Source organism: Hydrogenophaga soli, assembly GCF_054777695.1.
Genome location: NZ_BAAHAK010000014.1, coordinates 1 through 24,066 on the forward strand (window position 1 = coordinate 1; position 24,066 = coordinate 24,066).

Annotated in this window: 11 protein-coding genes; 2 read left to right on the forward strand and 9 right to left on the reverse strand. The window is 64.0% G+C overall.

The window, feature by feature from the left end; genetic code table 11:
* Positions 1-2: 2 nt before the first annotated feature.
* The 3 genes from ACYVB7_RS18975 to ACYVB7_RS18985 form a co-directional block, all read right to left on the reverse strand.
* On the reverse strand, positions 3-1,391 hold the full coding sequence (locus ACYVB7_RS18975) for a hypothetical protein (protein ID WP_460510401.1): 1,389 nt from the start codon (positions 1,389-1,391) through the stop codon (positions 3-5).
* 377 nt (positions 1,392-1,768) lie between these two features.
* Positions 1,769-4,750 carry a transglutaminase domain-containing protein gene (locus tag ACYVB7_RS18980; protein WP_460510403.1) on the reverse strand — a complete coding sequence of 994 codons (2,982 nt, stop codon included), beginning with the start codon at positions 4,748-4,750 and terminating at the stop codon, positions 1,769-1,771.
* Positions 4,747-13,272 carry a carboxypeptidase regulatory-like domain-containing protein gene (locus ACYVB7_RS18985; RefSeq protein ID WP_460510405.1) on the reverse strand — a complete coding sequence of 2,842 codons (8,526 nt, stop codon included), beginning with the start codon at positions 13,270-13,272 and terminating at the stop codon, positions 4,747-4,749. Before ACYVB7_RS18985 ends, ACYVB7_RS18980 begins: the two co-directional genes overlap by 4 nt.
* Positions 13,273-13,505: 233 nt before the next feature.
* On the opposite strand from ACYVB7_RS18985, the gene ACYVB7_RS18990 reads away from it, so the two are divergent.
* Complete coding sequence (locus ACYVB7_RS18990) at positions 13,506-14,426, forward strand: LysR family transcriptional regulator (RefSeq protein WP_460510407.1); 921 nt, start codon at positions 13,506-13,508, stop codon at positions 14,424-14,426.
* Positions 14,427-14,428: 2 nt separating this feature from the next.
* Here ACYVB7_RS18990 and ACYVB7_RS18995 read toward each other — a convergent pair whose 3' ends face one another.
* From ACYVB7_RS18995 to dusA, 3 genes are read right to left on the reverse strand one after another with little or no spacing between them, the layout of a single operon-like run.
* Positions 14,429-15,244, reverse strand: a complete 816-nt coding sequence (locus ACYVB7_RS18995; protein ID WP_460510409.1) for an AIM24 family protein — start codon at positions 15,242-15,244, stop codon at positions 14,429-14,431.
* Positions 15,241-16,629 carry a TAXI family TRAP transporter solute-binding subunit gene (locus tag ACYVB7_RS19000; protein ID WP_460510411.1) on the reverse strand — a complete coding sequence of 463 codons (1,389 nt, stop codon included), beginning with the start codon at positions 16,627-16,629 and terminating at the stop codon, positions 15,241-15,243. The genes ACYVB7_RS18995 and ACYVB7_RS19000 overlap by 4 nt, the downstream gene beginning before the upstream one ends.
* On the reverse strand, positions 16,626-17,684 hold the full coding sequence (gene dusA / locus ACYVB7_RS19005) for a tRNA dihydrouridine(20/20a) synthase DusA (protein WP_460510413.1): 1,059 nt from the start codon (positions 17,682-17,684) through the stop codon (positions 16,626-16,628). The genes ACYVB7_RS19000 and dusA overlap by 4 nt, the downstream gene beginning before the upstream one ends.
* A gap of 1,497 nt (positions 17,685-19,181) precedes the next feature.
* Here dusA and ACYVB7_RS19010 point away from each other — a divergent pair.
* A complete protein-coding gene (locus ACYVB7_RS19010) occupies positions 19,182-20,147 on the forward strand; it encodes an alpha/beta hydrolase (RefSeq protein ID WP_460510415.1) in 966 nt (321 codons plus the stop codon).
* A gap of 21 nt (positions 20,148-20,168) precedes the next feature.
* Here ACYVB7_RS19010 and phbB read toward each other — a convergent pair whose 3' ends face one another.
* The 3 genes from phbB to phaC form a co-directional block, all read right to left on the reverse strand.
* On the reverse strand, positions 20,169-20,906 hold the full coding sequence (gene phbB, locus ACYVB7_RS19015) for a Rossmann-fold NAD(P)-binding domain-containing protein (protein WP_460510417.1): 738 nt from the start codon (positions 20,904-20,906) through the stop codon (positions 20,169-20,171).
* Between the two features lie 115 nt (positions 20,907-21,021).
* A complete protein-coding gene (locus ACYVB7_RS19020) occupies positions 21,022-22,200 on the reverse strand; it encodes an acetyl-CoA C-acetyltransferase (protein ID WP_460510419.1) in 1,179 nt (392 codons plus the stop codon).
* 46 nt (positions 22,201-22,246) lie between these two features.
* Positions 22,247-23,992: a class I poly(R)-hydroxyalkanoic acid synthase gene (gene phaC / locus ACYVB7_RS19025; RefSeq protein WP_460510421.1), complete on the reverse strand. Its 1,746-nt coding sequence runs from the start codon at positions 23,990-23,992 to the stop codon at positions 22,247-22,249.
* Positions 23,993-24,066 lie beyond the last annotated feature (74 nt).

Here is a 24,066-nt window from a genome sequence, read left to right on the forward strand (position 1 = left end):
CATCAGCTTTCTGACCAGCTGTTCCTTGTATTGCTCACTGTAGACCGGCATCTCTCCATCTTTCCTGCCCCCTCCAGGGTTCTTCGGGTTTTACACACGGAGCGGTCATCTATCGTGACAGAGGGGGCGGCGGTCTTGCCGTTTTGGGTGAGTTCGGGTTTGTGGTTGATGGCGGCTTGGGGGTCGTCGTTTTTCACCCAGCGGATGTGGCGGACGTGGCCGATGTCCATGTTCAGGCCCTGGAAGGTGATGCCGGTGGTGACGATGCCGTAGAGCTTGTTGGGCCGCACCTGGGCATGGAACAGGCCGTAGCTCAGGGCCGGGCGGTCGATCATGTGGGCTTGGCTGGATGCGATGGATCCATGGCTTTGCAGCGCTGCAAAGTAGCCCCACAGGGTGGCGGTGAGCAGGTCTCCGGTGAGGTGGTCTCCGGTCATGCCTTGCAGCAGGGTGGCGCGTTGGTTTTCTGGGGCGGCCTGGGCTTGTTGCAGGGTTTGCTGGGTGGCCTCCATGCGGGTTTGCAGGGTTTGCAGTTGCGCTTGGCTGATGCCTTGGATGGAGAGGCCCAGGGCGCTTTGTTGCCCGGCGATGAGGGGGTCGGTGGTTTCGTCCCAGTCTCCGCTGTTGCCGTATTTGGTAAAGGCCCCTGCCCCCACCACTTCGGTGCCCGCGTCCAGGCCGGGGCCTTGGGCTTGCACTTGGCCTTCCAGCAGCAGTTGGGGTTTGAGTTGGATGCTGTGGGACAGGCCCCGGGGCAGTTGGCTGGGGTCCAAGGTTTGGCCGGGGGCGGGTTTGGGAATGAGCGCTTCAATGGCCGCCTGGTCGGCGGCGCTGGCGGCCACCCAGGCCAGGGTGAGTTTCTTGCCGGCCAGGGCGGCGGTGGGGGCCTGGTAGCTCAGCAGGGGGCTGTCGCCCCAGGCGGCGGCTTGGGGCGAGGGGTAGATGTTGTAGCGGAACTGGGCTTGCAGGCTGGCGGGGATGGCGCTGAAGGCTTGGGTGCGGGCCTTGAGGGTGTAGGGCAAGGTGCCTGCCAGGTAGGGCAAGGGGTCGATGCGCGCTTGGCGGGTGCCCAGCACGTCGCCCACGGTGCTGTTTCCAGCGTTCTGGCTGTCGATGTGGGTTTTGAGGCGGGTTTGGTATTGCGTCAGCTGGGTTTGCAGGGCGCTGGTGTTGAGGTTTTTGACCCAGCCTTCTGCGGCATTGCTTTGTGCGCCTTGCTCGGCGGCGGCCAGCAGGGCTTGGGTGTCCAGCGGCACGGCGCTGGCCAGGTCCATGCCGGGAGGATTGCGGCCACACATCCGCTTGAGCCTCTGCCCTCGGTAGCGACGGGGCCGCATGCGGGCCGCTGGGGGCGGTGCATGCGGGGACCGGTGGCGGGCGGGTGGATTCATGAAGAAATTGGCTTCTGGCGCTTTATTTGAAAGCGTGAGTAGCTATCGAATACAGAGCAGTTCACATCAAACCCGATCAACGGGGTTCGATTTTGAATTCCCATCATCACTCTCGTTGCACTTGGAGCTTGAATCCGCCAGCCGATCCCTCCCGCATGAAAGCCAATACAGATATGCAACAAAAGTAAAAAACGAAAATAACCCAATGAAAATTCCACGCATGTGGATCACATAAACCCAAGCAGAAAAAACAAAAATAATGGCAGAAATCATCTTAAGAAAAACACCCCTTGAATAAATTTTAAAAACCATCACAAAAAACAGTGCAGCCGAACACAACAAGAACACAAACCTTTCAGTATTCTCTCCATATTCAATTATTCCAGACATGTTCTCACCACCCCATATGACCCCAACACCAATCCACCAATCAAAGCCCGAATAAATGCAACAACAATAGCCGCAGACTCCGGCATTCCCCACAGCGACCCCATAATAGCCCCAGCAATCCCCTGAATAATATCTCTTGCGCAAGGATATTCCGCAAGATATATTTGGGCAGATATAATCAGCGCAGCCATCGACAACACAAGCAGAATTGCCGCAGCAACAAATGGACTTGTCAATACCGACAAAATAGCTGTCGCATACGCAATAGCTGGCAGTATTATTATTACTTTCAAGGCAACCCCCAAGGCATATGTCAATGCCTCCAGCCACCCCCCATTCCCCCTCCCCTCAATCAAATACCCTCCACCCCCAGTATCCGGGTCCGTGACGATGTACCCATACCCCGAGAACCCATGCGCGTTGATCGCCCGCTCGTGCACCGTCACTTCTTTCCCCGCTTGAACCGCTGAGCGGATTTCATCACCCACCGAGCCGCCCACGGGCAAGTTCGGCAAGGCCGTGGCTGCATTCTCTGCGGTGATGGTGTAGATGCGTTGGCCTTCTGCCTGGGCAATGGCCAGGGCTTTCACCGCGCTCACGCCTTGGGCGCAGTCGGCCAGGGAGGGGTTCTGGATCTGGCCTGCTTCGTCCACGTAGCGGCATTGGCTTTTGTCCACCCAGAACTGTTCGGGCACCGCGTGTTCCATGGCGCTGGCGTACTGGCCGCGCATCTTGTTGTAGGCAATCCAGCGGTTTTGGGCGGCGGTCTTGCCGTTTTGGGTGAGTTCCGGTTTGTTGTTGATGGGGGCTTGCGGGTCGTCGTTGGTCACCCAACGGATGTGGCGGACGTGGCCAATGTCCATGTTCAAGCCTTGGAAGGTGATGCCGGTGGTGACGATGCCGTAGAGCTTGTTGGACCGCACCTGGGCATGGAACAGGCCGTAGCTCAGGGCTGGTCTGTCGAACATGTGGGCTTGGCTGCTGGCAATCGCGCCATGGCTTTGCAGCGCGGCAAAGTAGCCCCACAGGGTGGCGGTGAGCAGGTCTCCGGTGAGGTGGTCTCCGGTCATGCCTTGCAGCAGGGCGGCGCGTTGGTTTTCTGGGGCGGCCTGGGCTTGTTGCAGGGTTTGTTTGGTGGCCTCCATGCGGGTCTTGAGGGTGGTGAGCTGTTCTTGGCTGATGCCTTGAACGCTCAGGCCCAGGGCGCTTTGTTGCCCGGCGATGAGGGGGTCGGTGGTTTCGTCCCAGTCTCCGCTGTTGCCGTATTTGGTGAAGGCCCCTGCCCCCACCACTTCGGTGCCCGCGCCCAGGCCGGGGCCTTGGGCTTGCACTTGGCCTTCCAGCAGCAGTTGGGGTTTGAGTTGGATGCTGTGGGACAGGCCCCGGGGCAGTTGGCTGGGGTCCAGGGTTTGGCCGGGGGCTGGTTTGGGAATCAGCGCTTCAATGGCGGCCTGGTCGGCGGCGCTGGCGGCCACCCAGGCCAGGGTGAGTTTCTTGCCGGCCAGGGCGGCTGTGGGGGCCTGGTAGCTCAGCAAGGGGCTGTCGCCCCAGGCGGCGGCTTGGGCATTGGGGTAGATGTTGTAGCGGAACTGGGCTTGTAGGCTGGCAGGGATGGCGCTGAAGGCTTGGGTGCGGGCCTTGAGGGTGTAGGGCAAGGTGCCTGCCAGGTAGGGCAAGGGGTCGATGCGCGCTTGGCGGGTGCCCAGCACGTCGCCCACGGTGCTCTTTCCAGCGTTCTGGCTGTCGATGTGGGTTTTGAGGCGGGTCTGGTATTGCGTCAGTTGGGTTTGCAGGGCGCTGGTGTTGAGGTTTTTGACCCAGCCTTCTGCGGCATTGCTTTGTGCGCCTTGCTCGGCGGCGGCCAGCAGGGCTTGGGTGTCCAGCGGCACGGCGCTGGCGAGGTCCATGCCGGGGGTGAAGGTGTATTGCTTGTAGCTGGCATCCAGGGGCACCCAGGTGTCGCCCACCTGGCCACCCACATGGCTGGCCCCGCGCCCGGGGTTGTAGCGCACGTGGGCTTCCACCCAGATGTGTTCCAGCCGCAGGGTGTTGATTTGCCCGCCGCTGACCAGTGCCACGTTGGGCACTCCGCCTTGGCTGAGGATTTGTTGGGCGGCGTCCAGGGTTTGGGCTCCGCCCACCCAGTTCATGGCGTTGCTGGCGGGCAGTTCCACGGTGCCGTACACGTAGCGGGCGCTGACGCCTGCGCTGCGCAGCAGGGCCAGCAGCAGGCTGGCGGTGTCGGCGGCGTTGCCGGCTTTTTTGTCCAGGGTGTCTTGTGCGCCTTGCACGCTGCCGTGGGTGGGCACGTAGTAGATGTTGTCATGCACCCACTGGAAGATTTTGTAGGGGTTGTTGCCCAGGCTTTGCGCCAGCGCCTTGATGGCGGGGGTGTGCGGGGCGTCCAGCGTGGGGGCCAGGTCGGCGGCGGTGGGCGCGGCGGCTTTTTGGGTGGTGAATGAAAGCGGCTGGGCCGCAGCGCCAAAGAGTTTGGCTTGCAGGGCCTGGGGGTCGGCCATGGGGTCTTGCCGGGTGGCTTTTTGCACTTGCCACGGCAGGTTGTTCAGGTTGATGGGGTGGTGGGTGAGGCCGGGATCGGCCTGCCCCGGCGCACTTTGGGCGCTGAAGGTGGCCGAGCGTTGGCGGTACTGTTGTTCGAACGTGGCTTCCAGCTGGGCTTGGCGGGCCAGGATGTCCTGGGGCACGCCCGCTTGTTGCCAGCGGGTGCGCAGTTGGGCCCATTCATCGCGCAGGTCTTGGAGGGTTTGGGGGCCTTGGGCGGCCAGCATCTGGGCGGCTTGGGCCGCTTGGGCGCTTTTGAGTTGCTGGGCGCGGCTGAGCGGCAGCAAAGCGGTGTTGAGCAGGGCCACCATCAGCACGGTGGCCACGCGGCGCATGATGCGCCGGGGCACGCCCATGTGGGTGGGCTGGGGGATGTCTTGCAAGGGCATGGCGGGTTGTGGGTTCATTGTGGGTTGTGGCGGCGGCGCTGGGCATGGGCCACCAGCAACATCAGGGCGCAAAGCAGGGTCAGGGCCACGGCTTGCTGGACGGGGTCACCCCACATGGGCACTGCCTGGGGGTCCGTGCCGCCACTGGGGGCCGAGGCGGTCAACATGAAGGGGGACTGCGCCAGCGTCATCTGCACCGGGCTGCCGCTGGAGGCGTTGAGGGTGGCCACCAGAACGGCCAGCAGGGTTTGCTGGTCGGTGCCGGTGGCTCGCCAGGTGTCCACCAGGGTCACGCTGGCACCCACGTTCAGCTGAACGGTGGTGTTGTACTGGTGCAGCACGGCTTGCGTGGCCGGGTCCACCACCCAGATGGCCAGGGGCAGGTCCGTCAGGTTGGTGTTGCCTTGGTTGACCACCTGGGCGGTGAGGTTGGCCATGTCGCCAATGCGCACGGTGGTCATTGCCGCCTGGGTGGTGTAGGTGTTGGCGTACCGGTCATCCCGCCCGCGCACAGGGCCGGGCCGCACGGCCAGGGAGCCGCCCAGGCCCATGCCGTCGTTGGCCGACGACCCCACGTTGTAGGTGGTCTGGGTGCTGTGCAGCACGCGGTTCTGCGCGTCCAGCAGCTCTTGGGTCACGGTGTACACACCGGATGCGGCATTCACCAAGGGTTGCACGGCGGCAAAGTTCATCAACGCACCGGGCAGCAGCTGGGGCACGGGGTGGCCGTGGCTGTACACCAGTTCGCCCCCGGGGCCGCGCACCCGCACCATGAGGGTGAGGTTGTTGAGGATGACGTTGGCCGAGCGGCTGTTGGCCATGGAGCTGAGTTGCACGCGGTCGCTGGCCTGGTAGGTTTTGCGGTCGGTACGCACTTGGCTCACGGCAGAGGCGCTGGCCTGGTCGGCCAGCACGTTGAAGTCGCTTTGCGCTTTCGCCACGGTCACACCCGCCTCGGTCAGCGTGGCCTTGACGGTGTAGGTGGCGGGCACGATGGTGCCAATGGCAAAGGGCGCGGGCACGGTCAGGCCGCCTTGGGCACCGATGCTGACGCCTTGCTGCACCACCCGGCCCACGTTCTGGCCCACGGCGTCGAACACGTCCACGGTCAGGGTGCCCGACACATCGCGGGTGTTGGCGTTGTTCAGCGTGGTGGTCACTTGGGCGGTTTCCCGTGCGGGGAACTCGGCCTTGTCGGTCGCCACGGTCATGCCCACCAGGTTGGCTCCGCGCACACGCGGCACGGCCATGGGCACCTTGACGGGTTGGGCCACAAAGCTGTTCTGAAAGCTCATGTAACCCGCGTCCAGGGCGGTGCGGTTTTCGCCGAGTTGCAGGCCGTTTTGGCTGGCGTCAAAACACACCTGGGACCCGCTGCTGGTCACGTCTTTCAGGCTCCACACGTATTCGGTGCGGCCATCGGCCTGGGCGATGGTGGCCACGGGGGCTTTGGTGGCCCCGGTGAGGCGCTGACCGGGTTTGGCAAACAGGTGCACGTCCACGCTGATGGCACCACAGGTCACGGGCACGCCCCACACGCTCCGGTCGGAGTCGTTCCACACCAGCAGGCGGTTGTTCAGCCTGTCGTAGGCCAGGTAATCGATGTCGCTGAAGTTGGGGTGGACCTTGAGGGTGTCGAACAACACCGCCACGCGCCCGGTGCGCGGGATGACTTGGGCCAACCTATGCTCTTCACCACTTTGGCCGATTTTTTGCCAAGCGAACGGCGCGATGTAAAAGTTCTCGGCACAGTCAGCGGCAATGTTGGGGTAACCGTCACCTTCAAAGTAGGGATTCTCCATGCCGTCGCCACCATGAAAGATGACGGTGGTGGCCCCGGAAGGCTCCACCTTGGTCACCGGTTGCCCGCCGCTGTCGTTTTGCACGTACACGTTGTCTTTGCCGTCAATGGCAATGCCCCGCGGGTTGTGCAACCCCGCAGAGGGAATGACCGTGAGTTGCCCTTGCGGGCTAACCTTAAGCAACTGGCCGACAGTGCCCACCAGCACCTCGTCTTTGCTGTTGACCACCAGGCCAGCAGGGCGGGTGGTGCCCAGCTCCACCACCGTGCGCTGGCTGCCATCTTGGGCAATGGCCTTCAACTCGTATTTGCCCGTGGACGGGTTGAACGACGACAGGTACATGGTTTCCGCACTGTCGGTGGCCAACCCAAAGGCGATGGACGAAAACCCGTTGGCCAACGCCACGCCCGTGGCTTGGCCGGGCACGGCTTTGTACAAGGTGTCCGCCGAGGTGTAGTAAATGTTGCCGCTGCGGTCCGACGTCAGACCCAAGGGCATGCCGGTATTGACCAGGGGCTTGACGTTGGCAATTTCCACCCGCGAGATGGCGGTGAAGTCGGCCCCGTTCAGGTTCATGCACATGGGCAAGGCAGGGTCACCCGGCGGCAGTTCGGCCTTGAGGGCTTGCAAGTCGCTGGTGGCATGGGGGCCCACGTGCACGTAATTATCCAAGCTGCCCTGCACCCCGCTGCGGGTGACTTGCACCTTGAAGTCCCCCCCATAGGGCGGCAGCCATTGGCCCAGGTCCAGGGTGAGGTAACCATCTGCGCTGGGCAAGGCGGGCATGGGCAGCGTGGCTTGGTAGGCCACGGTGCCCGCAGGGGCCACGGCGGCGGGCAAGGTGGTTTGCAGCTTCAGCAGTTGGGCCGGGTAGCCGCCCACCAACACATGCGGGCCGCCATTGGAGATGCCCCGAATGGGGTTGCCGTTGGTGAGTGCGTCCAACTTGAGGTCGGTGAGCGTACCGTCGGCCTTGCGCAACTTACCCCACCCATTGCCGCCCAGGTACACCCCCTCGGGGCTCAGACGCATGGCGCGCAGGTTGGTCAGCCCAGTGGCCTGGGTTAGCAGGCTGTTGGCTTGCAGGGTCAGCAAGCTGCCGTTGTTGCCACTGGCCAACCACACAGTGTTGGCGGCGTCCACCTCCAGTGCCACGGGGGCTGCCGACAAACCTGCGGAAAAAACCTGCCAATGGTCGGTTTGCCAGTCACCCAACTGGTTGGCCCCGAGGTCGGGCAACACCATGCGTGCACCATCAAAGCCCACCCCCTGCACAGAAATTGGCAGGGAGCGTGTTTCAGCCACGCTGCCTTGTGCGTCCAAGCGAACCACCGAGCCAGACGCCGTGACCCACAGCCTACCCTGACCATCCCAGGCCAGAAACCGAGGAGAAGACACGGCCCCCAGCCACACCGACTGGTTGGGACCGGCAACCCGCACCACACTGCCGTTTCCGTTGCTGGCGACCAGCAGCTGCCCAGTCGCATCAAACGCCAAACCTTGCGGAGACACAATGCCCGCATATTGGGTGGAGACCGCTCCCACCGAATCAAACACCGTGACGCGACTTTGGTTCGTCGAAGCCACGGCCACCGAGCCGATGCGGGCCGCAACCCCCCCGTCCGCATAGCCATTGAAACTGCCCAAACGCGAGGTCGTTCCGCTGGCATATTGGTACAAGCCACCACCATAGGCAGCAAAGGCAACTCCATCGGCTACCGCCAAGTAGCCGGAGTGGTAAGGGGCATTGGGCAACAACGTTGGCTGAGCTGCCCCAGGGGTGTAGCGGTACCAGTGCTGGGAAGCTCCCGCCACCAGCAAGTCGCCCCCCAACCAGTCCATGTCTTGCGGGGAGCTGAACCCCGACAACACGGCGGTGAGGCTGGTGGCCCCGGTGCTGGCTTGGTACAGCTGTTGGTCGCTGCTGTTCACGGCGTGAAGGACCCCATCAGTGCCCATGGTCACACCGCTGTGGCTGTACAGGTAGGGGATGTTGATGGTTTGCTGCAGGGCCTGGGTGTCGGGGTTCACCACGTAAGACTTGTTGTAGCCCAGGGCCAACAGGCTGCCGTCAGCCCCCGTGTCCAGGCGGTAGATGTAGTTGCCACCCACATACGGAAGCTGCCATTCGGTGGCCGTGCCGTCCGCCGCAAACCGGTAGTAGGTGTTGTTGCTGTAGTACGCCGTCAGCTTGCCTGCCAAGTCATTGCCCAGAGCTGTGGCGTTGCGGGGCAACACCCCCGAGAACGGGGCCACCACCCCTGCCGGGGTGATTCGGTTGACCACGCGGGCGTAATAGTCAATGGCATACGCATTGCCACTGGCATCGGCCGCAATGCCGTACCAGTAGGTGCCGCTGGGCAGCGTGGCCCACTGGGTGGCGGTGCCGGTGGTGGTGTCAATGTGGTACAGGTCGTTGCCACGCTTGCCCAGCAGGTGGCCGGTGCTGGGGTCCACCGCCAGGCTGTCCATCACCACCGAGGGGTTTTGGTACAGCACGCGAGCCCCAGCGCCATCCACCACGGTGATGTAACCGCTGTTGCACACATACACCTCACCATGCGTGCCCAGCAGCACTTGGCTGGGGCTGGTCAGCAAACTCTGGGTGGTGTTCAAGAGGGTGCCATTGGCATCGAAGGTTTTGATGCGGCCCACGGTGGTGTATTCACTCACCCACACATGGCCGCTGGCGTCCACCGCCACGCCCCAGGGGCCAAACAAGCCGCTGGCAAAGGTGCTGCGCTGGCCCGTGCTGCTGATTTTCTGGACCGAGCCGCTGGAATAGTCCGCCACATAGGCATTGCCCGCGGCGTCCACCGCCAGCCCACGGGGGTTGGAAAGGCCGGTGGCCACCACCTGGCTTTGGCCGCTGCTGTCCAGCACGCGCAGCGTGCCGTCGTTGTTGGCAATCCACAAGTTGCCCGCCGCGTCGTAACGCATGCCCTGGGGTCCGTTGGCCACACCGCCCCGGGCATACACGGCCACCGCACCGCCGGGGGCCACGGTGTAAATGGTGTTGTCGTTCTGGCTGCTGACGTACAGCGTGCCGGTGGCGTCAAACTTCACGTCGCGTGGGCCATTGAAGCCGCTGGCATACACGCTGGTCACCCCTTGGGGGCTGACCTTGATGACGTTGTTGGCCCCGCTGTTGGCCACGTAGAAGTTGCCCGCCGCATCCCGCGTGATGCCCCAGGGGCGGTTGAGTGCTGCTGGTCCGCTGGAAGCAGGCACAAACGCGCTGATGCTGCCGTTGGCCGCGGACACCTTGGCCAAGGTGCTGTCGCCGTAGTTGGTGACCACGTAGTTGCCCGCGTCGTCTTTGACAAAGCTGACCGGGTTGGCCAGGCCGCCGGTGTACAGCACGGTTTCGGTGCCCGCGGCATCCCGGCGGATGATTTGGGGTTGGCCGGTTTGCCGCTGGGTGCCACCAATGACCAAAGCCCCGCTGCCATCCACGCCAATGGAACTCAAGCTGCCCAAGGCATTGACCGCAAAGGTGTTCACCTGCCCGGTGGGGGGCACTTGGTACAGGGCGGATCCGTTGGAGCCCAGCACCCACACATCGCCATTGGAAGTCAGCGTCAGGGCTTTGGGGTAGCTGCCGTTGGGCAAAGTGGCCAACACCGACACCTGGCCGCTGGTGTCGTACTTGAGCACCTTGCCGTCGTTGTAATTGACGGTGTAGAGGTTGCCCGCTGCATCCCGCTCCAGGCCCCTGGGCTCGTTCAACGGCGCACCTGCAGCCAACGCAATGGCCCGGGTGATGGTTTGGTTGGTCCCCGTGGCATCGGGGGTTTCCAGAATCACCTTCACGTCCACATTGCCGGCAGCAATGGGCAGGTTGCCCACGTTGGTGACGCTGGCGCTCAAGGCCACAGCCTGCTGGGTGCCGTATTGCACCAAGGGTGGGTTGGTGGTAAGCCCCCCGCTGAAGATGGCGAGGGCGGCAACGTCAAACTGGGTTTGCCCTTCGGCCACCACTTGGCCAGACCCATCCATGGCACGGGCGCGCACCCGGTAGGTTCCGGCAGGTTGGCGCAAGGCATGCCATTCCATGGGCACGGTCAGCGTGCCGTTGGCGGGCACCAGCAGGGGTTGGTTGGGCTGGCGCACACCCGCGCCCCCGGTGGGCGCGTTGCCCATGAAGGTGTAGACCACGCGGTTTTGCGCATCGACCACATCAGCCTCGATCAACAGGCTGGCGGCCTGGGCGTCGCCGTTTTGCACTTCCACTTCGAGTTCGATGGGGCCAAACGGCTCGTAGCTGGGTTTGTTGGTTTGCACGTTGCGAATGGCCACGTGCGAGGCAATGGGGCGAGACAGGCGCACGTCGAAAGTGGCGTCTCCCGCTTGCCCGAAGCTGAGGGCAAAGGTTTGGCTCACGTAGCCAGCTGCCGTGGCGGTGAGGCTGGCGCTGTTGCCGCCCACGGCGTCAAAGCTGTAGCGGCCATCAGCGGCGGTGATGGCGTTGCCCGTCAGCCCGGCCAGGCTGAGGCTTGCGCCCGCAATGGGGGCTTGGGTCAGCGCATCGGTCACCACGCCGGACAGCTTGCGGGTGGCCGCCTGCGGGGTGAGGGAGATGTTGCCCACGTCGTTGACGCCCAAGGTCAGCGTACCGCTCACCGTCACCCCTTGGTGGCCCGTGGCGCTGACTTGGAGGTTGAAGGCCCCGGGGTTCAGGTTCGGAAACGAGAAACTGCCATCTGCCGCGGTGCTGCGGGTCAGGCTGCCCAGCGTGAGCGTGGCCGATGCAATGGGGGCCCCGCTGGTGGCGTTCATCACCTTGCCCTGAAGCGTGGCATAGGTGGGGCTGCTGCCCATGACGGGAGAGAACACGTAGCTCTGGCCCGCTTCGAAATTGACCAGAACCGAGATGTCGGTGTAACCGGCCAGGCTGGCCTTCACGCTGGCATACCCCGCCGCAATGCCTGCGAGTTGGTAGGCCCCGTTGGCATCGGTCAACACCGTTGTTCCCGCCACCGACACGGCCACGCCTTGCAACAAGGTGCCCGAGGTGTTTTTGACCACCCCAGACAGGCTGGCCGTGGTGGGTGCGACGCTTTGCTTGCTCAGCCGCAGGGTGCCCAGGCTGTTGGCACCGGCCAGCAACACCCCACTGAAGGTGCTGGCGGGATAACCCGTTGCGCTGGCCTTGAGGCTGAAGGCCCCTGGGCTGAGGTTGGCAAGCGAGAAGCTGCCATCGGCCCCCGTGGTGGCCGTGGCGCTGCCCACTTGCACCGTGGCCGCCGCCAACGGGGCGCTGGTGTCGGCATCCACCACCTTGCCCGTGAGGCTGGTGCTGTAGCCAGTGGACTGCAACGTGGGCGAAAACACATACCCTTGCCCCGGCGCAAAGGCAATGGACACCGTTGCCGCGGTGTACCCGCTGAGCGACACCAACACGTCGTGCGTGCCCGCCTCGATACCCGTGATGAGGTAGGCCCCTTGCGCATCGGTGAGGGCGGAGTTGGCCCCCACCGCCACCAGGGCATTGGTCAGCGCATAGCCGTTGCTGCCCCTGACCAGACCCTTCAAGCTGGCGGTGTTGGGGGCTGGCGTCAGGCGCACCACGCCCAGGTTGAGCAACTGCCCCGCGGCAATGTCCACGGGAATCTGCACCGTGGCATAGCCTGCTTGAGACAGGCTCAAGGTGTAGCTGCCCGGCGCGATGTTGTAGACAGAAAACCCGCCATCCGTGCCCGTGGCCACGGTTTGGCTGCTGGCCCCCACCAGGGCAACCGGCACGTTGGGCAAGGCTGCCCCCGTGTCACGGTCCACCACCAAGCCGGTCAGGCCGCCTGTGGTGGGGGTGGGGGGAGCGAGGTTGTAGGTGCCCAACGCCCGCAAGGCCAGGGCCGTCAGGTACCCGTCGTTGGCCCAACTGCCGTTGGCTTGTTGGGCATTCACCAGGGCGTCCACCAGGGGTTGGAGCACGGCGCTGTCGCTGGTTTGGCGGGACAGCGCCAGCAAGGCCACGGCGTTGTCCAACACGTTGGCGTAGACCCCAGTGGCGCGTTCGCTCAACAGCCAGTTCTGTGCATTGGCCAGCGAGGTTCCCGCTTCAAACTGCTGCCGCCATGCGGCAATGGCCTGCACCGCCAATGCGGTGCCAAAAACGCTGGGTTGTTCGGTGTCGGCAGATGCGCTGGGCGGGCCAAAGCCGCCGCTGGTGTACTGCTGTGCGCGCAGAAACGGCAAACCCACCGCCACCCCGCTGGTGTTGCTCACCGCGCTCAAAGCCCACAGGGCGTAGGCGGTGTCGAGTGCATTGGGCTGATGGGTTGCGGTGGCACCCCATCCCGTGCCCGCTTGTTGCGCAGCCAGCAGCCTGGTCTGAATGCCGCTGCTGTCCAAGCCGCCTGCGCTGCTGGCCACAACCTGCCGCGCCAGCAGTTCCACCACGCCTTCGTCGGGGCGGCCCAGCAGATTCGTGAGCAGTGCGGGGGGCAACGGCTGGTTGAAGGTGCGCAGGGTGGACACGGTTTCGGCCTGGACCTGCCAATCGGCCGCACCCGAGGCCGTGCCGCTGGCCATGTCACCCGTCGGCTGAACCTGGGCTGTCAGCCATACCAGGCCGTTTTGCGTGACCGACGCAGGAAAAGCCTGGGCGTTGAAGCCAAAGCCCAGAGCCCAAACCAGCAGCCCTGCACGGATCACACAAGCCGCAAACCGGGCCACAAAATGGGCGCACCAACCACCCTCGCCAAAACATTTGGCGTTGTTGTTCTTTTGGATCAAACCTTCCCCCTGCCCCACGTCGTGATGTTTTGAATGCACAGCCGAATCGAAGCCCATGGGCCTTGAACGATTCAATCTGAACAAAATATGAAGGGCGCGACTTTGCCGGAATTTGCCCCATCGCACCATCCCTCAAATGGGGGAATCGTTGCACTCAAACACTCCTGTTTCAGTAGCTGAAAGTTCAATAAAATAAAGCGGTAGAAGCCAATTTCTTTTCAACTGGAAATGCCATGTCCCAGCCTCTGAACTACAAGCACCTGTACTACTTCTGGGCCGTGGCCAAGGAGGGGGGCATGACCAAGGCGGCCGACAGGCTGGGCATGGCGGTGCAGACCGTGAGCGCCCAGGTGCGGGAGCTGGAGCGGGCCTTGGGCTACCAGTTGCTCAAGCCCGTGGGGCGCAACGTGGCGCTGACCCCGGCGGGCGAAGCGGCCTACCGCCATGCCGAGCACATTTTTGAGCTGGGCGAACGCCTGCCCGACGTGTTGCAGCAAGCCACCGACAGCCCGCAGGTGATGTTGCGGGTGGGCATTTCAGACGGCTTGCCCAAGCTGGCCATTCCCCGCCTGCTGGGCCCCGTGCTGGACACGCCCCACCTGCGGCTGGAGTGCCACGAAGACGAGTTCGACGACCTGCTGGCCGACCTGGCGCTGCACCGGCTGGACATGATCCTGGCCGACCGCCCTGCCCCGCCCAGCGACAACGTGCGGGTCTACAACCACGCGTTGGGGCAGTCGCCCGTGCAGTGGCTGGGCACCCCGGCGCTGGCCGAGCGCTGGCAGCAGGTGCTGGCGCTGCACAACCGGGACGCCAACCACCCCCACCCCTTGCAGGTGCTGCCGGTGTTGCTGCCCACCCACCACGCGGCCTTGCGGGGGCGGCTGAACCGGTGGTTTGAGCAGCAGCACATTCACCCCAAGGTGGCGGGCGAGTTTGAAGACAGTGCCCTGCTGATGCAGTTTGGGGCCAGCGGCATGGGGGTGTTTCCCGCGCCTGAGCTGGTGCGGGCCGACCTGGAGCAGCGCCAGGGCCTGGTGTGGCTGGCCGATTGCCCCGGCGTGGCCGAGCAGTTTGTGCTGATCGGCTCGGAGCGCAAGGTGATGCACCCGCTGGTGAAGCGGGTGCTGGAGTCGGGGCTGACCTTGCAGTGAGCTCAGTCGTTGTCGTCGCCGCCCAGCAAGCCGCCGAGCATGCCGCCCGCGGCAAAGCCACCCAGCACCGAACCTTCTTCCTTGGAGCCGCCACGCTGCGGGGCTGCGGCAAACACGCGAGAGGCCAGGCGTGAGAACGGCAGGCTTTGCAGCCACACGGTGCCGGGGCCGGTGAGCTTGGCGAAGAACAGGCCCTCGCCACCGAACAGCGCGGTCTTGATCTTGCCCACGTACTGCACCTCGAAGTTGACGTTGGGCGTGTAGGCCACCACGCAGCCGGTGTCCACCATCAGGCTTTGGCCGGGGGCCAGTTCACGCCGCACCACGGTGCCCCCGGCGTGCACAAAGGCCAGGCCGTCGCCGTCCAGCTTTTGCATGATGAAGCCTTCGCCACCAAAAAAGCCCACCGACAGCTTTTGCTGGAAGGCAATGCCCAGGCTCACGCCGCGGGCGGCGCACAAAAAGGCGTCTTTCTGGCAAATGAGGGTGCCGCCCAGTTGGCGCAGGTCCATGGGCAGAATCTTGCCGGGGTACGGCGCGGCAAAGGCCACACGCTGCTTGCCGCTGCCCTGGTTGGTGTAGACGGTGGTGAACAGCGATTCGCCCGTCACCAGCCGCTTGCCTGCGCTCATCAGCTTGCCAAAGAAGCCGCCGCTTTGCTGCGCACCGTCGCCAAACACAGTGTCCATGGCAATGCCGCTGTCCATGAACATCAGGCTGCCGGCCTCGCCAATGGCGGCTTCGCCGGGGTCCAGCTCCACTTCCACAAACTGCATTTCCGCGCCGCGGATTTCATAGTCAATCACGTCCATGCTCATGGGGTTCTCTCCTGGGGTAAAGGGTGAAGGAAGCGTTTGCGCACCAGCTGGATGTGGCTGCGCAAGGCGTACAACTCGTCAGCATAGGCCAGTGGCACCACCATGCGCCCGGCCTTGCGTTCCAGCTCGTCCAGTTCGGCCAGCACGGCGTTTGCTGCGCCGTCTGGGGTTGAACCGTCGGGGACTGCGGCGGCCCGTTCCTCGATGTCGCGCAGCTCGGCATACCAGCGGAACACCCGAGAGCGGATGCGCAGCGTGTACAGCGGCGGCACCACACGCGACAGCGGCAGGGCCAGCGCCAGGATCAGGCCCATGGCCAGCCACATGCGTTCCACCAGGTTGGCCAGCCAGAACGGCAGCAGGCGCTGCAGGAAGGGGATGCCCCCCGCCTGCGCCCGCGCCGCCTCGGGGGCCAGGGGCAGCTCGGCGTGGGTCAGGTTGGGAAACTCGCGGGCGGTGCTGAACCAGCTGGCCCCGCCGTGCAGCTTGACGGCGGTCTGCGCCATCAGTTGCAGCACCGCGGGGTGGGTGTCGGCCCGGGCCACCAGGCTGGTGGTGGGGGCGATCAGGCGCACGTCGCGGCTGGGGCGGTTGCCCGCCAGGTCCACCACGCCCTGGGGCAGCACCACGGGTTTGAGGTAGGCAAAGCGGCGGGAATAGGCCTCGCTCTGGGCAAAGTTCATCAACCGCACACCGGGGGTGAGCAGCAGCATTTGCACCAGCGGCGACTCAGGGGCCGAGGCAAACACCAGCGCATCCACCTCGCCCTGCAAAAAGGCCACGGTGGCCGGGGTCTGGGTCAGCCCGCTCAGGCGGTAGTCGGCCGGGGCCAGGTGGTTGGCGTCCAACAGGCTGTTGAACAGCTGCGGCACCCCGCTGCCCGGCGTGCCCACATTCACCCGTTGCCCTTTGAGCTGTTGGAGGTGGCTGAAGCGGTTGACCGCCCCCCGGTAGAACACCCAGACCGGCTCCACGAACAGGCTGCCCAGCGACACGAGCTGGTCGCGGTCGTCGTCGGTGAGGGTGTCGCTGCCGCCTTGCACAAAGGCCAGGTCCACCTCGCCCGAGCGCAGCAGCGCCAGGTTGTCGGACGACCCCTCGGTGGGCCGCAGCACCAGCTCGATGCCGTTGAGGGCCAGGGCTTTGGCGTACTGCTGGCCAAAGGTGTCGTAGGCGCTTTGCCCGGGGCCTGTGGCCAGCACCACCCGTTTGGGCGGCGTGGGGTTGAGCCACCAGTACGCCGCCCCCATGGCGGCCAGCACCAGCAGCAGCACCGGCCCGGCGGACCACAGCAAGGCCCACACGGCCAGGCCTGCCGATTGCACGCGGGCCTTGAGCCGCTGCGCACGCTGCCGTTGCGCCTGCAACCGGGGGCGCGGTGTCACGACGGGGCCCCCACCACGTCCGAGTCGAACGGCGAGCCCTCGTCCTCGGTGTGCGCCGCCGACGCCAAGGCTTGGCGGGCCAGTTGCCACACCTCACGCGGGGGCAAGGGCTTCAGGCGGTGGTTGCTCCACACCTGCCGCCACAGGCGGCTGCCGCGCTGGCCGTGGTACAGGCCCAGCATGTGGCGGGCAATGGGGTACCAGGGGCAGCCGTCTTCGGCGTGGGCGCGTTCCATGTAATCCACCATGGCGGCTTCCACGGCCTCGCGCTCGGGGCGGGGGTGGTCATCGCCCCAGAAGGCGGCGTCCCACTCGGTCATGGCCCAGGGGCGGTAGTAGGCTTCGCGCCCGATCATCACGCCGTCCACCTGCTGCAAGTGGCTGTGCATCTGCTCCAGCGTGGTGATGCCGCCGTTGACGGCGATGGTCAGCGCCGGAAAGTCGCGCTTGAGTTGGTGGGCCAGCTCGTAGCGCAGGGGCGGGACTTCGCGGTTTTCCTTGGGGCTGAGGCCTTGCAGCCAGGCGTTGCGGGCGTGGACGATGAACACGCGGCACCCGGCCTCGGCCACCTGGCCCACGAAGTCGCGCACAAAGTCGTAACGCTCCACCTTGTCGATGCCGATGCGGTGCTTGACGGTGACGGGCAGGTCCACCACGTCCAGCATGGCCTTGACGCCATCGGCCACGGTTTGCGGCTCGTTCATCAGGCAAGCCCCAAACGCACCGCGCTGCACCCGGTCGCTGGGGCAACCGCAGTTGAGGTTGATTTCGTCGTAGCCCCACTGCTGGCCCAGCTTGGCCGCCATGGCCAGATCAGCCGTCTCGCTGCCGCCCAGTTGCAGGGCCACGGGGTGTTCTTCGGCATTGAAGCGCAGGTGGCGCTGCACGCTGCCGTGCGCCAGCGCACCGGTGGTCACCATCTCGGTGTACAGCAGGGTGTGGCGGGTCAGCAGGCGGTGGAAAAAACGGCAATGGCGGTCGGTCCAGTCCAGCATCGGCGCAACAGACACGCGCCAAGGGCTTGATTTGATTGAATTTTCTTTTGAATCAGTCACTTAGGGTCGGTGCAAAGTAGTTACGTTCTGGTGCATTTGCTGGCTTTTTGGTGGATTTTTTGCCATCAGTGCTCATCGGGTGCTACGGCACATGCCTTGTGGCTTAGGCTGAGGGAGCAATGATCTCCGTCACATCACTAAAGGACAGAAGGAGGCATGGAGGTGCACGCGGCCCAGATAGTCCGGCAGATTGATTATCCATTCCGAGGTCCAGACCTTCTAGCAGCTTGTGCTCATCTCCTCTGACTGGGACAACTTGAGGTCCAGTGGGACTGGCTCTTGGTGAACCACTCGCGGATTGAATCCAAGAGGGCAGATGCGCCACCCATATACGACCAAATCCTGGTCGCCATCGTCAGAACCGTCTGACGGAAAAAACGCCCGCCACGCCTTAGTCGAGAAGTATGACCATTGCTCAAAAATGTTAGGCGATGAACCGTAAGGCCGAACTGCTATTCCCATTCAACGCCAACAGCGGTGCGACAAGTAGCACCTACGGTAGTTTGTTCGACAGGTAATCAAGACCGACATCAATATGCACACGTCACCATTGAAGAGGCGCAGAGCAATTTCACTGCGATGCGTTTTTCCAATTGTTCTTTGAACGCGGGTAGGCATTTATCAAGTCCGTATGCTCAGAATTGCGACGGCCTCATGACACCGCAAAAAAATCAGCAACAGACAGAAACGCTTGCCTAGACTGAAGAATTTGCTTCAGTTTTTGAAAAATCACCCCGAAACCGAGTGCCGCATAGCATGTTTTGGGCCTATTTTTTGGTTTCAAAAATATTCCCAAACACCACTGCTAGCGGTGAATAACACCGATGACGGGCTGATACAGTCCCGAACCAGAAGCAACAGACGCAGGTGGCTGTGTTGAAAGGAGAAAAAAGAAAAGCCCCCAACTTTCGTCAGAGGCTTCTCAGGTTCTGATGACCGTGCACAAGTGAAACTTGAGGGAACGACAACAGAAGTCTTGCCGGACGGCTGGAGTCTACCCCTCAAATTTGAGCAAGTGCTAAACGTCATCAGGTTTTTCTCAACCATTTGTGTGAGATCCAACCACATGTACCGCAAGCTGTCGAAAGCCGTGCATGTTCGCTCCTACACCCGGACCCGCAATGGGAACCAGGAACAGGTTTGCGAGCATTGCAGGTGTTTCCCTGGCCAATGCCATTGCATCTGACCTGATGTACCACGATGCCACGTGAGCCCTTCGGGCCACTGCCGACGCTACGCCGCCGGAAATAACCCAACCCGCAGCGCCAAGGGCCTGCGGGTTTTTTCATGCGCGTTAGGCCTCGAAGGCAACCACGGGGCGGCCGCAGCCCCTCTCAATCAAGCTAAATCCGCGCCAGTCAGATGTCCCAGGTCAACTTGCGTGGACCGTGGGTAAATCTGGGTAAAGCCACCGGGTTCGGGGGCGGAAGTGTCTTGGGGCATGGGCAGAATTATCCCGTCAGCCCCTCCAAGCCTTTGCTCCAAACCGCATCCACCATGAAACCCATTCCCTTCTCACAGCGACTGAACCCCCTGGCTCTGGGCGCCGTGGTGCTGGCCGCGGCCCTGGTGGGCGGCACCCGCCCTGCGCACGCGGGCCTGCTGATGGACCGCATCCAGGCCCACCGGGCGGCCCGTGCGGGTGAGGCTGCAGCCCCTCAGGCCAGCCATGGCCCCCAGAAGGTGTTGCGCAATGTGAGCTACGGCCCCGACGCGGACCAGCGCATGGACGTGTACCTGCCCGCTGCGGGTCAGCCCATTCAGGGGGTGATCTTCATGGTGCACGGTGGGGGCTGGAAACACGGCGACAAACGCCACGACAACGTGGTGGACCAGAAGGTGGCCCGCTGGGTGCCCAAGGGCTTGGCGCTGGTGTCCATCAACTACCGCATGCTGCCCGAGGCCCCGGTGCAAACCCAGGCCGACGATGTGCGCCTGGCCCTGGCCCAGGCGCAACGCCTGGCACCGCAATGGCAGGCCCCGCCGGACCGCTTTGTGTTGATGGGCCACTCCGCCGGGGCCCACCTGGTGTCCTTGGTGTCGGCAGACCCTGCGCGGGCGCTGGCGCAAGGGGCGCGCCCCTGGTTGGGCGTGGTCAGTCTGGACAGTGCGGCCATGGACGTGCCGCGCGTGATGAAGCAACGGCACATGTCGCTGTACGACGAGGCTTTTGGCACCGACCCGGCCTATTGGCAGTCCGTGTCGCCCTGGCACCAGCTCACGGCCAGCGTGCCGCCGTCCATGCTGGTGTGCTCCAGCGAACGGCCCGATCACCCCTGCCAGCAGGCCCGGGACTTTGCCACCCAGGTGCGCAGCCTGGGCGGGCACAGCGAGGTGCACCCCGAGGCATTGAGCCACGGCGAAATCAACGCCCGCCTGGGCCTGCCCGGCCCCTACACCGAAGCGGTGGAACGCTTCATGGCAGGCCTGCACCCGGCACTGGCACAGGCCCTGCGCCCCTGAGGTGCGGGGCGCACGCGGCCATCAGCTCATGTGCAGGCCGCCGTTCACGGCAAACTCGGCACCCGTGGCGTAGCCACCTTCTTCCGACGCCAGCCACGCGATGATGGAAGCGATTTCGCTGGGTTCACCCAGGCGCTTGACGGGCACGGTGGCCACGATCTTTTCCAGCACGTCAGGGCGGATGGCCTTGACCATGTCGGTGCCGATGTAACCGGGGCTGACGGTGTTGACGGTCACGCCCTTGGTGGCCATTTCCTGCGCCAACGCCATGCTGAAACCATGCATGCCCGCCTTGGCAGCCGAGTAGTTGGTCTGGCCCGCCTGGCCCTTGGCCCCGTTGACCGAGCTGATGTTGATGATGCGGCCCCAGCCCTTTTCCACCATGTCGCCCACCACTTGCTTGGTGACGTTGAACATGGAGGTGAGGTTGGTGCTGATGACCGCGTCCCAGTCTTCCTTGCTCATCTTCAGGAACATGCGGTCCTTGGTGATGCCGGCGTTGTTGACCAGCACGTCGATGGAGCCGTGCTCGGCCTTGGCCTTGCTGAAGGCTTCGACGGTGGAGTCCCAGTCACCCACGTTGCCCATGGAGGCGTAGAAGGTGTAGCCCAGGGCCTTCTGCTCGTCCAGCCACTTCTGGGCGTCGCGGGTGGGGCCGCAACCGGCGATGACCTTGAAGCCCTCCTTGTGCAGGCGCTGGCAAATCGCGGTTCCGATGCCACCCATGCCGCCGGTGACGTATGCAACTTTCTGGCTCATTTGTTTCCTCTTTCTTGGCTGCGGTGATCCGGGCCATTCAAGCAGCCCGGTGTTATGAAATTGATAGCTGCCACCGCTTTCAAATAAAGCGGTAGAGCCTGTTTTTTCTTAAGACTCAACGTTCCAGGGCCAGGGCCACGCCCATGCCGCCGCCGATGCACAGCGCGGCCAGGCCCTTCTTGGCGTTGCTGCGCTGCATTTCGTGCAGCAGCGTGACCAAAATGCGGCAGCCCGACGCCCCGATGGGGTGGCCGATGGCAATGGCACCGCCGTTGACGTTGACCTTGGCCGGGTCGATGTCCAGCGCCTTGTTGACGGCGCAGGCTTGGGCGGCAAAGGCTTCGTTCAGTTCGAACAGGTCCACATCCGATGCCTTCCAGCCCGCACGGGCCAGCGCCTTTTGCGAGGCCGACACCGGGCCCAAGCCCATGATGGCGGGGTCCAGGCCGGTGGTGCCAAAGCTGGCAATGCGTGCCAGGGGCGTCAGGCCCAGGGCGGCGGCCTTCTTGGCGGTCATGACCATCACGGCAGCGGCCCCGTCGTTGATGCCCGAAGCGTTGCCCGCGGTCACCGTGCCGGCCTTGTCGAAGGCGGGGCGCAGGCCGGCCAGGGCTTCGGCGTTGGTTTTCTTGTTGATGAACTCGTCGGTGTTGAACACCAGCGGGTCGCCCTTGCGCTGGGGGATCAGCACGTCAACGATTTCGTCCTTGAACTTGCCAGCGTCCTGGGCGGCAGAAGCTTTTTGCTGGCTGGCCAGGGCCAGGGCGTCTTGCATGTCGCGGGTGATGCCGTTGGCCTTGGCCACGTTCTCGGCGGTGATGCCCATGTGGTACTGGTTGTAGACGTCCCACAGGCCGTCGTTGATCATGGTGTCCACCATCTTCCAGTCGCCCATGCGCTGGCCGTCGCGGCTGCCCAGCAGCACGTGGGGGCTGGCACTCATGTTTTCCTGGCCACCCGCAATGACCACCTCGCTGTCGCCCCAGGCCACGGCCTGGGCGGCCAGCATCACGGCCTTCAGGCCCGAGCCGCACACGGCGTTGATGGTGAGCGCCGGGGTTTCCTTGGCAACACCGGCCTTGATCATGGCCTGACGGGCCGGGTTTTGGCCCGCACCCGCAGCCAGCACCTGGCCCATGATGACTTCACCCACCGCATCGGCGGGCAGGCCGCTGCGCGCCAGCAGGTCCTTGATGACGATGCTGCCCAGCTCAGTGGCAGCGGTCTTGGCGAGCGAGCCACCAAACTTGCCCACGGCGGTGCGGGCGGCTGAAACGATGACGATGTCTTCCATGTGTCTCTCTCCTTGATGTCAATGGAATGGAATGGGATGCAAAAAATCAGGCCCTGGCCTTCACATAACTGCCCGGCGCGGGCTCCAGCACCTTGTGCTTGCGCGAGCCGTAGGCCTTGGGTGCTGCAATTTGTTTGCCAGCCTGGCCTTTGAGCCAGGCCGACCAGTCGGTCCACCAACTACCGGGGTGTTCGGTGGCGGTGGCCAGCCAGTCGTTGAAGTCGGCGGGGAACTGGTTGGCCTGACCGATCCAGTGGCTGCGCTTGCCCTTGCTGGCGGGGTTGATGACCCCGGCAATGTGGCCCGACGCACCCATGACAAAACGCTTGCGCCCCGACAGGTGCTGGGTGCTGGCGTAGGCCGCGCCGATGGGCACGATGTGGTCCTCGCGCGAGCCGTAGATGTAGGTGGGAATGTCCACCAGCCCCAGGTCGATCGGCTCGCCACACACCGTGGCCTGCCCGGGCTTGACCAGCTTGTTCTCCAGGTAGGTGTTGCGCAGGTACCAGGTGTAGTACTTGCCCGGCAGGTTGGTGGAATCGCTGTTCCAGTACAGCAGGTCGAACGGCGGCGGGGTTTCGCCCTTGAGGTAGTTGCCCACCACGTAATTCCACACCAGGTCGTTGGGCCGCAGGAAGCTGAAGGTGGTGGCCAGGTCACGCCCGGGCATGAGACCGCCGTTGGCGTACTGCATTTCGCGGAACTTGACGAAGGCTTCGTCAATGAACACGTCCAGGATGCCGGTGTCCGAAAAATCGAGGAAGGTGGTGAGGAAGGTGGCGCTGTGCACGGGCTTTTCGCCCCGTGCGGCCAGCACCGCCAGCCCGGTGCCCAGCATGGTGCCGCCCACGCAAAAGCCCAGCGCGTTGAGCGTTTCGGCCCCGGTGATGTCCTGCGTGACCGCAATGGCCTTGAGGATGGCGTGCTCGATGTAGTCGTCCCAGGTGGCCTGGGCCAGCGATTCGTCGGGGTTGCGCCAGCTGACCACAAAGGTGCGGTGGCCCTGCTCCACCGCATAGCGGATGAGCGAGTTCTCGGGCTGCAGGTCCAGGATGTAGAACTTGTTGATGCACGGTGGCACCAGCAGGAAGGGGCGCTCGTACACCTTGGCGGTGAGGGGTTTGTACTCAATGAGCTGGAACAGCTCGTTCTGGAACACCACCGCGCCTTCGGTGGTGGCCACGTTCTTGCCCACCTCGAACACGCTTTCGTCGGTCATGGACACGTGGCCCTGCTTCAGGTCGTGCAGCAGGTTCTGCACGCCCTTGGCAATGCTCTCGCCCTGGGTTTCGATGGCTTTTTTCTGCGCCTCGGCGTTGAAGGCCAGGAAGTTGCTGGGTGCGCTGGCGTCAATCCACTGCTGCACCGCAAACCGCACCCGGGCACGGGCCTTGGCATCCCCTTCCACCGCCTCGGCCAAGGCCATGAGGGTCTTGGCGTTGATGAGGTACAGCGCCGCCGAAAACGCCGACACCGGGTTGCCCTGCCAGGCGTCGTTGGCAAACCGGCGGTCACCCACAGGCTTGGCCTGAAAGCCCTGGTTCCACAGCTGGGCCACGTCTTGCAGGTACTGGCGCTGGATGTCCAGCAAACGCCCCGGGTCCAGTTTGACCGGTTGGGTTCCTCCGCCAGACAACACGTCCTTCAGGGCCCCCATGTCGGGCATCAGCGTCGACATGTCGGGCACCGCCGACGCCCCGGGCCAACCGAAAGCCCCCAGGGAACCCAAGGAGCCAAGCATCTGCTGTTGAAACTGTTGAGCCCCTTCGAGCCACTTGGGGTCAAAATTCATGTTTGTCTCCTGTCATCTCCCGCCGTCCGCGGTGGTTTTCACGGGCCAGTCTGGGGGCATGCGCTTCCAGCACG